Origin of the sequence: Psychrobacter sp. NZS113 (genome assembly GCF_015864825.1) — a bacterium.
Taxonomy (GTDB): Bacteria; Pseudomonadota; Gammaproteobacteria; order Pseudomonadales; family Moraxellaceae; genus Psychrobacter.
Genome location: NZ_JADYWL010000005.1, coordinates 17,461 through 31,309, shown reverse-complemented (window position 1 = coordinate 31,309; position 13,849 = coordinate 17,461). Strand labels below are relative to the sequence as shown.

Here is a 13,849-nt window from a genome sequence, read left to right as displayed (position 1 = left end):
ACTACTGAGAGCGCTAATTATAATGAAAATGTAGATTGTCTTCACTAATCATGGTTTTTAACTGCTGTAAGTTGTCATCGTTTGGGTAAATACGCCAATGCTCGGATAGTCCCACATTAGCAATACCAAACGCTTCATAAATGCTCAGCCCAAGCGGTAGGCAATTATCATTGATAGAGGTATCCGTATTGCTTAAGGCGCTATTAGCATAATTTTGGTCGGTAGGGCTGCCATTGTCTACTGCCAGTAAATCATTGCCGTTTTCGTCGTATAAACTGCCACCTATAGTAGGGTCGTAAGCGCCATTACCACTGTTACTGTCTTGCTCATCCTGATCGCTATTATAAGCCAAGCGCGGTGTAGGTATGATGTCGGCTTGTGCTGATTTGAGCAGTGGTTGTAGATGCATGAGCAACTTAATGTCGCTACCATGAACTTTAATGCTTATTTTTTTGAGCCAACGCAGGCGTGCATCAACCATACTCATGGCACTATCAAGACGGGCAAAGAGACGACCCTCACGCTCACGAATACTGCCTTTAATGATGACCACTTCGTCGACTTTTAGCTGGTCTTTTACGCGGTTAAAGCGCTCTGCATAGCAGCTGACTTCTAACCTTGAGGTCCCATCGTCTAAGGTAATGACGTTGCGAGTACCAAAGTTGGCAATATCGATGATTAAGCCTGCAAAATAGCAGCTGCCGTTGTAGCCAGTATCTGTTAGCTTATCAAGGCGCGTACCAGAGGTATATCGTTTTAGCTCTTCTAAGTATTCATTGATAGGGTGACCTGTCAAATACAGCCCCAAGGTGTTCTTTTCCGCTTTTAGGCGATGCTTGTCACCCCAGATTAGCTCTGGTGTCATGACGAGTGGCGGTGCGGCGACCACACCATCCATTTCACCAAACAAATCCATCATACCTATTTCACGGTTTTGACGGTCTTGTTCAGCGGCCTGTACGGCGCTTGGCAATTGACTCATCAATGCACCGCGAATTTCGTAAGCTTCATCGCTTGGCAAGTCAGGTCGTAAGGTTGCGGCAAAGTCATCAAAACAGCCCGCACTGACCAATGCTTCAAGCGTACGCTTATTGACCTTTTTGATATCAACACGGCGGCAGAAATCATATAAGTCTTTAAATGGCCCTTCTCGGCGGCGTGCATCAACGATAGACTCAACCGCACCTTCACCAACGCCTTTAATCGCGCCCAAACCATAAATGATATTGGTCGGGGTGTCAGCGACGAAATGCCATTCACTACGATTCACTGATGGATTCACCACAGTCAATTCAAAGTTTTCGCGGCAGTCATTGATAAAGAACACCACGTTGTCGGTGTTGTTCATATCAGAAGTTAAGACCGCTGCCATAAATTCGGCAGGGTAGTACTGTTTTAGATAAGCCGTTTGATAAGCCAAGACACCATAAGCGGCAGAATGCGAGCGGTTAAAACCGTAACCAGCAAACTTCTCCATCAAATCAAAGACACCACCTGAGGTGACTTCATCGATGCCTTGCGCAGTGGCACCAGTGACGAAGATATCGCGCTGTTTGGCCATTTCTTCGGGTTTCTTTTTACCCATCGCTCGGCGCAGCATATCCGCACCGCCTAAGCTATATCCTGCCATTACCTGTGATATCTGCATCACCTGTTCTTGATAGACAATAACGCCATTGGTATTTTCTAAAATCGGCTCAAGATTGGGGTGATCATAGATGACTTCCTCACGACCATGCTTACGGTCGATATACATCTCTACCATACCGGCATCAAGTGGCCCCGGACGATATAGCGCACACATGGCGATGACATCTTCGATATTGGTCGGTTGCAATTTGGCCAGATACTTTTTCATACCCATACTTTCTAACTGAAAGACGGCAGTGGTTTTGGCATCTTGCAATAGCTTATAAGCTTTTTTGTCATCTAACGGCAAGTCTTCTAGGATCAATGCGTCTTTGCCTTCTTTGGCACGGCGCAAGTTGATGTTTTCAACCGCAGCGTTGATGACGGTTAAGTTACGCAGACCCAAAAAGTCAAACTTCACTAGCCCAACGGCCTCGACGTCATCTTTGTCAAATTGACTGACGCGATGTCCTTCATCATCACAATAGATGGCGCTAAAGTCAGTGATCTTGTGCGGGGCAATCAATACACCGCCGGCATGCTTACCGACATTTCGGCAGACGCCTTCTAGCTTGATTGCCATCTCCCAAACTTCAATGGCATCTTCATAATCCATATTGTCAGGATTAGAGATTAAGTCCTTGAGCTGTGGCTCTTGCTCGAGTGCTTGACTGAGGGTGATACCGGGTGTTTTGGGAATCAGCTTAGATATTTTATTAGCGAGGAAGTACGACTTACTTTGTACGCGCGCCACATCACGTACCACAGCTTTTGCGGCCATGGTACCAAAGGTAATAATCTGCGAGACTGCGTCACGGCCATACGTTTGCGCGACATAATCAATGACTCGGTCACGACCTTCGATACAAAAGTCAATATCGAAATCGGGCATCGACACACGTTCAGGGTTCAAGAAGCGCTCGAATAACAGATCATAATGAATTGGATCAAGGTCGGTAATATTTAACGCATAAGCGACCAGCGAACCAGCACCAGAACCACGGCCCGGTCCAACGGGTACGCCATTGGCTTTTGCCCAACGGATAAAGTCCATAACGATCAAGAAATAACCCGGAAACCCCATTGATAAGATAATCTCAAGCTCATATTCTAGGCGCTCGTCATACCTTTGGCGAAAGTCGCTCCAATGTTCAGTACGCTCGGCGACAGGGAAGAGCTTATCTAAGCGATTATTTAGACCACGTACAGACTCTGCCCGAAAAAATGATTCAATGGTTTCACCTTCAGGCACGGGGAAGTCGGGTAGGACGTTAATGCCCAGTGTCAAAGTCACATTACAACGAGTGGCTAAGCGCAAGGTATTATCAATAACCTGTGGAATATCAGCAAATAGCTGCTCCATTTGAGCTTGGGTCTTGAGGTACTGCTCATCCGAATAAGTTTGCGGACGATTGAGATCAGCCAATACATAAGAGCCTGCAATACAGACACGTGCTTCATGGGCATCAAAATCATCTTGCTCCAAAAACCGCACATCGTTATGTGCAATGATAGAGATGTGGTGCTTGGCACCCGAGTGAATAGCCGCCTGAATAAAGGCATCTTCACCTGAGCGGCTGGTGCGCTTGATGGAAAAATATAATCGATCAGCAAACTGTGACTGCCACTCGGTAATCAGCTCATCGGCTTTCTCTGGCATTGAGCCGACCAATGCCTGACCAACATCGGACTTTTCGGTAAATAATACAATCACGCCTGCCGCATATTCCAAAATATGACTGCGCTTAACCACTGGCACACCGTGGTTGGCATCATCAGCACGACCTTCGGTAAAACCAAGCGATACGATACGGGTGATGTTTTGATAGCCCTCATTGTCCATCGCTAACAAGGTCAGTCGCGTGTCTTCATTTTCCATGATGACTTCGCTGCCGATAATAGGCTTGATACCAGCGCCTAGGCAGGCACGGTAGAATTTCACCGTCGCATAAAGGTTGGATAAATCGGTCAAGGCCAACGCGCGCTGATTGTCAGCCGCCGCCGCTTTAACCATCGGCTTAATACGCACGATAGAATCAGTAATTGAATATTCGCTGTGAATGCCAAGATGTACAAATGCCATAGAAGACTCTTACGGATGCGATCGGAAAATAGGCTGATAAGAAATAAATTTTTAATTATCAATGATTTAAGGTTTTAATTTAGTCTGAAAACGACGTTAGTTATCGTATTTTCTTGTTTCAAATCAGGTCGTTAATAATAGCATTATTTGCCGCAGACAGCCACTGATTCCAAGGGTTTAATCTGAGTGAAAGAGCTTGTATTTCTGATTTGTAAAGGTGAAATATTGAAAATGAGTAAGCCCCTAAAACTGCTAAGTTAAGAATCAATGGAATTCCTTTGTCATATAAATACTATGAAAAAGAAGTAGCAAATAAAATCTATCAACCAAAAAATCGGATTGGTCTATTTAGCATTATTCTATTAAAGATGGACCAATAAAAAAATTATAATAGAGGCACTATGTATGATAGTTATGATAGTGCCTCTTTGTGAGGATTAGATATTGGTATTATAAGTTAGTACCCAACCACAGCCGCATCGACGATACGTGGATCAGATGAGCCGTAGACACCATTTGGCGTAATCATAATCGATTGCGTCGAACCCATTGCTGATTGCGGACTGACCGTATGACCCATTGATTCAAGCTTTCTGACAGTGTCAATATTAAGTGCTTTTTCGATACGGATTTCATCAGGCAACCATTGGTCATGAATGCGCGGGGCATGAGTGGCTTCAGCGATATTCATATCATGGTCGATGACATTGGAGAGGATTTGGGTGACGGTGGTGATGATACGGCTACCACCTGGGCTACCCGTGACGATATACGGCTTGCTGTCTTTGAACACGAGGGTTGGACTCATCGAGGATAGTGGGCGTTTATTGGCTTCGACAGCATTGGCTTCACCGCCTAATAGGCCATAACCGTTTGGCACACCAGGCTTGGCAGAAAAATCATCCATCTCATTATTGAGTAAAATCCCTGTACCTTCAGCAACGAGACCAGTGCCGTAAGAGAAATTAAGCGTATACGTATTGGCTATCGCATTGCCATCTTTATCCACGATAGAAAAATGCGTGGTTTGGTCGCTCTCGTATGGGAGTGGGTTATTGGCTTTGATGGTCGCGGCTGGCGTGGCTTTGTTTGGATCAATTAAGGCGCGCAGTTTGTCAGCATAAGCTTGAGAGGTAAGACCGCTGGCAGGCACATCGATAAAGTCCGAATCGCCCAAATATTCGGCACGATCTGCATAAGCCAGTTGCATGGCTTCGGCCATTAAGTGAATAGTCTGCGCGCTGTTTTGTCCATAGTCTTTGAGTGGATAGCCCTCTAAAATATTCAAAATCTCGATGATATGAATACCACCAGAAGAGGGTGGTGGCATTGAGACGACTTCATAACCACGATAATTGCCTTTGACTGGCTCACGGGCGATTGCTTCATAATCGCTCAAATCCTGCAAGCTCATACGCCCGCCGGCGTCATTGACCGCTTTGACCAATTTTTGCGCTGTTTCGCCCTTATAAAACCCATCAGCGCCTTGTGCGGCAATCAGCTTTAGCGAGCGGGCAAGCTCCGGCTGCTTTAAGCGTTCACCCGGTTGATAAGCACTACCGTCTGGTTTAAAAAACACCTTTTTCGTGCTGGGCCATTTTTGCAAGCGATCACTTAAGGCTGTGAGCGACTCGGACAATCCCGCTGTCACTTCTATACCGTCCTCTGCCAGTGCAATCGCTGGTGCCATGACTTGCCCGCGGCTCATCGTGCCATGCTCTCCTAATGCTTTGAGTAGTCCTGCCACTGTGCCCGGCACGCCCACCGCTAAGCCGTGATAGCGGGACAAGTCGCTAACGGCGTTGCCTTCCTCATCGAGATACATATCACGAGTAGCGCTATTGGGAGCTTTTTCACGGTAATCGAGCGCCACTGTTTTGCCTTGTTTGGCATCATAAATCATCATAAAACCACCACCACCGATGTTGCCAGCACGGGGTAGGGTGACAGCTAAGGCAAAGCCAACAGCGACGCCTGCATCGACGGCATTACCACCCTCTTTTAAAATATTTAAGCCGATATCTGATGCGAGAGCCTCTTGCGTCGCGACCATGCCGTTTTTTGCCCATACTGGATGATGAATCGCATCTACAGAGTAGATTGCTTGATCACTATTCGTGTTGTTAGCAGTATTAGTCGTGGCGGTGAGGGTGCCTGATTTAGTGGTCGTAATGCGTTTGGTCTCAGACAGCACGGTGGGATTATTAGTCATAATACCGAGGTTTATCGCACTGGTATTGATAGACGTATTTTTTACCGAATCAGTGGTGGTTGATGCCACTGGTTCAAGCGCATTAGCCGAGATGGACAGTAATAATGTACTGGTAATGAGCAAGACGCTAGATTTGAGTGATGTGTTGGTCTTTGAACGCTGTTGCTGAGAAGCATGATGAGAATATAGTAATGACATGACAAAGTCCTTTTTATAAGAGTGATTGACCAGTAAGGCTGTAGAGAGTTATTTTACGCAAAATGACAAAATAGTAGGATAGCATGAGAATAGAGGTGTATTACCTACATATGTCTATAAAAATAATGTTTTTGAAAAATATAGCTATTCATAGCAATGTCTTTTCTTATTACCTCTAAGCTCAAAGACAGTCTCATATTAAGGAGCTTTGACTGTTTTATTAATCGATACGATGGCATGACCTCAATAATTTATGGAAATTAAATGAAAAATTGCTCTATTGTCGCTAGCGAGTAATGTTTTGTGATATAAATAACCCTACTAATACGATACTTACAATTGTTTGTCAGCTTAGACTAAGGAAGTCTTATGTCACCGCCTATCTTTCGTAAAAATGACCAGCCAACTTTGCCCCAATCATCAGATTACCAGTCATCGAATACTAGTAAGCGTCAGTCGATAATGATTGCAGGCTGTGCCATTTTGTCTGTAGGTGCGACGACCTTGCTGGCAGGCTGTCAATCTAGCCAGATAGCGTCATCAAATGCTGCTGTATCAGGCAAGATGATTAATTTTGAGATTGCAGACACCGCGCAAAGTCAAGCACAGGGCCGTGCATTTAATGCCAGTTTACATGCCAATTCTGAACGCTATGCCCAGTTGTTTGATCAAGAAAAATATCCCAGTACAGAGAATCAAGCCAAATCACATTTATTGACCGCTATTCGTCAGCATCTAGCAACGGAGCATGTGTCAGTCTCGCAAGCCAACTATCAAGCAGCTCCTTTTATTGATCCAGACAGTATCGATGCCGGCGCTAGCAGTTTGCTTAAGACTATTTTAGAGACCTACGTTTATAAAAAAGAAACCTCGGGCGACTATGAGTCGGACTATGACTCAGATGATGATAGTTATGTCGATGCTGCAGATGCAGTGGTCGTCGAAGAATATGCTGAGGAGTCAGATGAGCTTGAATATGATGAAAATGGCTATGACGAGTATGGCTACGATTATGAGGGTTACGATAAAAATGGCTATGACGACTATGGTTTAGATCAAAACGGTTATGATGAAGAGGGTTATGACTGGTACGGCTATGATACAGACGGCTATAACGTGTATGGCTACGATGATGAAGGTTACGACCAAGATGGCTATGACGAAAACGGTTATAGTCGTAGTGACTATGCTGCAGAAGCCTATGAAACCGATGATTATGAATCGGGAAGTGCTTTTTCAAATTTATCAGCATTAAATCCCAAAAGCATGACAGAGCAATATGAAGCCATGCAGATGGCAAAACAACAAGCAGAAATGGCGGGTACAGCAAGCGCGTTTCCCCCTGAGTCAGCGTCAGGCGTGCTTGGTCAAATGCTTAGCATGATTCATCGTACTCCCGAGCAGATAGCAGCATCAAATGAATATCACTATAAAAACCTCATGTTCAACAGTGTCAGTCAATATAAGCCTCAGCAAAGACAACTACAAAGCGTCTATAGCTATGACTATGTGACGCCGACGATCAGCTCATCAGTACAAATACCACTCGCGTTTGATTTTAACAACAGCAATGTCACGGTCGATCCTTCAGTTATCATGCCTATCATGGCGATTGCTAATCCTGAGAACACCCCATTACCGCACGAGATGGCATCGCATACGGTCAGTTTTGGTTTGCCAGAGAGCATTACGGAGCAACTACCGCCAGCAGTAGTCTATGATGCGGCGATTGCTGCGATACAAGACAGCATGGCAGAGCTGGCACCTGAGCACTTTAGTGCGGTCGATATTCGTGGTGATGCATTTGCCAAAGAAGTCGGTGCTAGCCGAGCGGTAAAAGTATATTTTGGCAGTCAGCAAAGCGGTGAGATGATTGGTAAAGTTCTAAAGTATATGACTCAGTCACTACAAGAGTATGTCGATGCCAATCCAGAAAAATACCCTGATGGCGCCATGCTAAAAACAGCCATTGATAAATTACAGCTGTATAACAAGGGCTATCAAAGTGCGGATGTGGGAGCGCTATTGCAGGTTATTGAAGCTATTGGTCCTATCTCCTTTAATCAGATAAATTACTATTACTTAGACAGCTCAGATCGACTGCTTGCTAAGCAGCAACGTATGAATATTGGTGGCGATTTGATGGGTTCTACAACCACTGTGATAAACCAAGTACGTTATGATAAAGCCAGCTTTAATAAGAGTGCATTGACCCCGTTATTGACTGAGTCATTTGGTGCAAATGCCAAACCTGCTATCGATGGCAATGCTTGGATGGCAAAACAGCGTCAAAAAGAAGATAGGCTACAAGCTGCTCGTTATGCCCGTTATGATTATAGCGGCAGTAGTGATTATGCTGATGCTAGCGAGGCATATGCCAGTGATGCGACAGAGTATGAGTCTAGTAATTATGATGACTATAACGAAGACTATGCCGATGCGGAAGATGATACAGACAACCGATAGAGCGTCATTAGCACTATAGTTGGTTCAATATATTTGGATACCAGGAAGCAAAGTGAAAGTACTACAAATAGTAGGCTGAGCGAGGCTGACACCGTATCCAATTTATAGAGGATTGACTATATATCTTGTCACGTTCAAGCCCATATTTATTAAGGATAAGCAATGAAAACAGTACATCAAGCCATCGTAGGTCGTCTGCCGTCAACTATCAAGAGTCACACTTTATTGACCAGTGCATTCATCACAGGCACACTATTATTAACGGGCTGTCAATCTACTAGCCTTGGTCAGTCTAATAGCATCACAGCACAACAAACCCCAATAGCGGCTAAAACAGCGTTGGCAACGGCACTAAAAAAACAGCGTCGCCAATCATTTAGCTACCATGGCAACCTTGAAATTAGTAACAATCAGTATTTTGCCGATGTAGATGAGGCAGAGTTGGTTACGGCAGACTATGTGGATACCTATTGCGAAGAAACACATGATCAGGCATATGCTGCTCTAGTCGGCCAAGCACAAACGCAAAATAACGATGTGATGGCTGCGGATTATGATACTCAGCGAACTGCAATCAAAGACAGCTATCTTGAGTGTTCCGATGCCTATGAAGCGTGGATAGAGAGTAGTTACGATAGCGATGTGAGCGTACCACCATCGTATCAGCAGCTATTTGATGGTTATCATGAAAAAACCAAACCGCTAGATATCAAAAAAGCCAAGCTACTGGATGCTTACTTATTAAAGCCATTGTCTATCAATGCGCAAGGTATCTATCAACCAATGGCTGGCAAAGCTACTATGCTAGCCAGTGCACAATACCAAGCGCGCAATCATCAAAGCAGTATCAATCAGCCTATTTATATCGATTTTAAAAATGGTGTTATTTATTTATGGGCCGATAATTTTGCGATGTTGAACTCCGAGCTATTAGACGACAAGCTCGGTACCACATGGAAAAACAAGTGGCTAAAAGTAGCGCTAGATGATGGTACGCTGCCAAAAGGGTTTGGTAGTGAGGTGATAAAAGCCCATTTTGAAGCGTTAGATCGTACTTTTGATGAAGCCTCTGTCAGCCAGTTTGACTATGTCGCGCCCAATACACTGGCATCACTATCTCCTAAATTACCTGAACATCAGCTGCCAGTTATGCAAGCAAGTGCTCAAGTGATTCGCCGTGTGCAAAGTGCTGATAGCTATGAACAGTTTTATCAAGACTATATGCAAATCTTCTACGATCGTATCACTCAGCAATATCCCGAACTGGTCTCAGATGGTGAGTCTTCTTATACAGAAACCGACATAGATACTGATGCTAGTATTAATACATTGACTAGTAAGGCATTGGTGCAGCAAGCATTTGCTATGATGAAAGGCAGTATGGATAGTGATAACGACGTTGAGACGGTAGAGGATGAGACGGGAGCGAACACAGCAATACAAGAGCTGTTTGGGTTTGATAAACGGGGTCAGCTCAAGTGGCATCACTCACGTAACACAGTTCATTCTGTTAGTAACGAATCTGGCAAAGGCATGGTAATAGACGCATTACAGCAGTATTCTGCTATTAGCTCTAAAGACATGGCATTCCCTAACTTGACAAGTGATGCGCAAGTGCCGAATGCTAGCAATAGCGTCGATGCACGGCAGTATAGTAAGGAGCTGCTACAATACTATCGTGATGGCAATGGTACTGGACTGGGAAAAATGATGTTTAATATGCTTCCAATGGTGAAAGGTCGGTTTGCTTCGACTGATTGAGGATAGGGCAGACCTGTTTGTCCTATTTAGAGATAGAATGAAAAACTTGTTATTGATTGTATTCTTTATTTGAAGTCATAAAAAAGCGCACTGTTTATAGGTGCGCTTTTCTATTTTACGTATACAGCTAGACCATGAAATGCATTAATGAGCTAATTGATGACAGGCCCTAGGTAAAATAACACTTTTCCGGAGTGAATTATTACATACCTTACTGTGCACGCTCGCCACGAGGCTCACGACGGTCTGAACCACGACCACCTTCGTCATCACCTTTTCTATCTTCTTTCATTTGTGCCAGTTCAGCACGCTGCTCAGCAGTTAATACTTGAGCAATTGCATGTTGGGTTTGTACACGTTCGATGAAGCGCTGCTTTTCTTTCGCTGCTTGTTGATCAGCCAAACGGTTTACAGCAGCACTATTTAATGTGCGTGCATTGGTCAGTGCTTGAATCTGCTGATCCATTTGCGCGCGCTCTGCTTGATGTTGTGTACGTTCTGCTTTGCGATCACCATGCTTCGCTTCCATAATGGCTTTGATTTTGGCTTGCTGTGCTTCTGTAAGGTCTAGCTGAGACAGTGGACCTTTCATCTCACCTTTTTTCATGCCACCCTTTTTCATGTCTGCTTTATGATGCTTTTGCATTTGTGTCGTTAATGGTGTGGTATCTGTGTTTGCATTAACACTGGTACATGCAGTAACAGTAAATACGCTAGATAATGCGATGGCTGAACCTAATAGTAACTTTTTCATAGTAACGTCCTTTATTTAACTTCATATGGTTTGATTGAATGGATATTTAACGTTTTATCTGGCAATTATTGTTTTTAAGCGTTGAATATAAAGACAATACTCGCTGTTGATAGGTGCTATCTTACGACAGTTGAAGGTTGCGAACATTTATGAAGTATTAAGAAAAGTAACATTTATAGCATACCGATCAGTTATTGCCTGATAATATAAATAACAAAGCTATTTAGCGCTTAAGGAGAGATATATGCCAAACATATTGTTAGGTGATGACGACGAAGAGTTGACTCAGTTATTAGAAGAGTATTTGCATAATCATGGCGTCCAATGTGACTGCGTTCATGATGGTGAGGCTGTCATAAAAAAACTAAAAAAAGCCAGCACGCAGGCCCCTGTTTATGATTTGCTAGTGCTGGATATTATGATGCCGAAGATGGACGGACTCAGTGTACTACGTCAATTACCGAATATTATTGATATCCCTGTCATTATGCTAACCGCAAAAGGCGAGGAGATTGATCGTATCATCGGTTTAGAGCTTGGTGCTGATGATTACATTACCAAGCCTTGTAATCCTCGAGAGCTGCTAGCACGTATTAATGCAGTCATTAAACGTACCAATGCAGCAGTGTCAGAGCACACACCGCTACCAGAAGGTCGCTTGCACTTGGATCAAAACCAGCGAGTCTGTCAAATAGATGGTGTTGAGCTGCAAGTGACGGGTACAGAGTTTGACTTATTGGTGGCGCTTCTCAAACAAAAAGGCGAGGTCGTTAGTAAGGAGTGGCTGTCAGAGCATGTGTTGCAACGTGAGTTACAGCCTTTTGACCGTAGTCTCGATGTTCATGTGTCACGCCTGCGCAAAAAACTCCAACCGTTTCATGACGAGCCTATAAAAGCAGTTCGTGGTAAAGGTTATCAGCTGGTACTTTAATGATGGAATCATCGATGAATAACCCTAAGTTTAAGGTGAGGTTTACCCTGTTTTGGCGGCTGTTTTTGAGCCTGTTAGCCACCATTTTGGTCACTTCTATCTTGTCTGTCATGGTAGAGCGTTGGTTAAGTGAAAAAGCGCTCACCGCTCGTATGGATGTGCAGGTAGACAGTTTATTGGTTCAGCGTCAGGAACTGGTCGCAGCACTGAAAGCCGGTGATATGGAAGCGGTCAAACAACTGTATCGTCAAGACCGCTGGTTGATGAATCAAGTCAGAGTCTATGATGAGCAAGGTAGCATTATATTTCCGCGTTACCGGGATAGAGAGGATCAGAAACCAGTCCGTCAGTCAGATAATAAAGAAGAAATACCGTTACCATCGATAGAGCCAATCCCGCCCAGAATGAGCGATGACGTATCGAAGAATGCGCGGTCACCTCTGAGTTATTTTATGCCGCCGATGATACCAACTAGTGCTGAGATAGCTGACTCTGAGAGTCGCCCAGAACTCGCTGATATGGCAGTCGTTTTGCCAGATGAACGCACAGTTATTGTACAATTGCGTCCACATCTACGTTTTTCTGATGTCGTGGAGCTGAAATATACTAACTTTCCCATCCGCGTGCTATTAATTATCTTGTTGAGCATTTTGGTCTGTATTTGGCTAAGCCGTACGATGACTCAGCGTATTCGCCGTGTACAGCACACAGTGCACCGTATGATTGATGGTGACTATCAAGCCCATCCAAACTTATCCAAAATGGGAGATGACGAATTGGGTTTATTAGCGAAGGATGTGGCCGAATTATCAACGCGTTTGGCTGAAAGTGAATTGGCACGTAAGCAGATGTTGAGTGACATCTCGCACGAATTGCGCTCACCGTTGGCACGTCTTGAGGTTGCAACAGAGCTGACCCGAGATTTTGCGCCTAATGCCAGCCGTTACCTCGATCGTATTGATAAAGAGTCGGCGAGAATGAATGAGCTGATTGAGCAGATTATTCATATTCAGTCGCTACAAATGCAGCAATATACCATCGATAATTTAGAAAATGGCATGGTTGATATGACTGAGATTATCAGCGAGATTGGCCAAGATGTGTGTTTTGAGTTTCAACATAAGGATGTGCGTTGGCAATGGCAATCACCTGATTCGTCGCCACTACTGGCTGTATCGAGCGCCTCTTGGAAAGTACTGGGCAATCAAGAGCAGCTGCATAGCGCCCTCGAAAACATCATTCGTAATGCATTTATGCACACAGCAGCTGATTCAGAGGTTATTGCCGAAATCAAAAAAGTGGAGATGAATAACAAGGCACCTGCTATTCAAATTAGCATAACGGATGAGGGTGGCGGTGTAGCAGAAAAAGACTTAGAACGTATTTTTCAGCCTTTTGTGCGGCTAGACTCTGCGCGCCATCGTGAGACAGGTGGTTATGGATTGGGGTTGGCAATCGTTCATGCGGTAGTGACAGCACACAAAGGACGTATCAACGCTTACAATCGACAAGACGGTGTACAAGGGTTGGTGGTACAGATAGTATTGCCGATAAGATCTAAAGAGGGCTAAGAGGTTGTTATAGTCAATCCTATATAACTTGGATACAGTGCGAGAATTGCTTGGTTTGGCTGTCTACAATGCTCGCACTTGTATTTTTCATATTTAGGCTTTAATGCTTAAGGCATCTTAAATCGACTAACACTAGCATAGTGAATACGCTTTTATCCTATATCTTTGATATATCGATAAGAGCGTGTTTTTTAGAGGAACAAGTAGACAATTGTTTTTAGTATGGTCTAATACCATTCTTTAT

The 13,849-nt window shown here is 44.2% G+C and carries 7 protein-coding genes; 4 read left to right on the top strand and 3 right to left on the bottom strand.

Annotated features, from left to right (window positions below):
* Positions 1-13 precede the first annotated feature (13 nt).
* Together dnaE and ggt are read right to left on the bottom strand one after the other, a co-directional pair.
* The gene (gene dnaE / locus I6E61_RS08615) at positions 14-3,712 is read right to left on the bottom strand and encodes a DNA polymerase III subunit alpha (protein WP_197133267.1); all 3,699 of its coding nucleotides are present in this window, start codon (positions 3,710-3,712) and stop codon (positions 14-16) included.
* Positions 3,713-4,169: 457 nt separating this feature from the next.
* The gene (gene ggt / locus I6E61_RS08610) at positions 4,170-6,122 is read right to left on the bottom strand and encodes a gamma-glutamyltransferase (protein WP_197133264.1); all 1,953 of its coding nucleotides are present in this window, start codon (positions 6,120-6,122) and stop codon (positions 4,170-4,172) included.
* Positions 6,123-6,491: 369 nt separating this feature from the next.
* Between ggt and I6E61_RS08605 the strand changes: the two genes are divergently transcribed.
* Positions 6,492-8,588: a hypothetical protein gene (locus I6E61_RS08605; RefSeq protein ID WP_197133261.1), complete on the top strand. Its 2,097-nt coding sequence runs from the start codon at positions 6,492-6,494 to the stop codon at positions 8,586-8,588.
* 162 nt (positions 8,589-8,750) lie between these two features.
* Entirely contained in the window at positions 8,751-10,349 is a 1,599-nt protein-coding gene (locus I6E61_RS08600; RefSeq protein WP_197133259.1) for a hypothetical protein, read from the top strand.
* 211 nt (positions 10,350-10,560) lie between these two features.
* Here I6E61_RS08600 and I6E61_RS08595 read toward each other — a convergent pair whose 3' ends face one another.
* Complete coding sequence (locus I6E61_RS08595; RefSeq protein WP_197133256.1) at positions 10,561-11,103, bottom strand: Spy/CpxP family protein refolding chaperone; 543 nt, start codon at positions 11,101-11,103, stop codon at positions 10,561-10,563.
* A gap of 244 nt (positions 11,104-11,347) precedes the next feature.
* Between I6E61_RS08595 and I6E61_RS08590 the strand changes: the two genes are divergently transcribed.
* Positions 11,348-12,034, top strand: coding sequence for a response regulator transcription factor (locus I6E61_RS08590; RefSeq protein ID WP_197133254.1), 687 nt, complete (start codon positions 11,348-11,350; stop codon positions 12,032-12,034).
* Positions 12,035-12,048: 14 nt separating this feature from the next.
* Positions 12,049-13,605, top strand: a complete 1,557-nt coding sequence (locus I6E61_RS08585) for an ATP-binding protein (protein ID WP_197133251.1) — start codon at positions 12,049-12,051, stop codon at positions 13,603-13,605.
* Positions 13,606-13,849 lie beyond the last annotated feature (244 nt).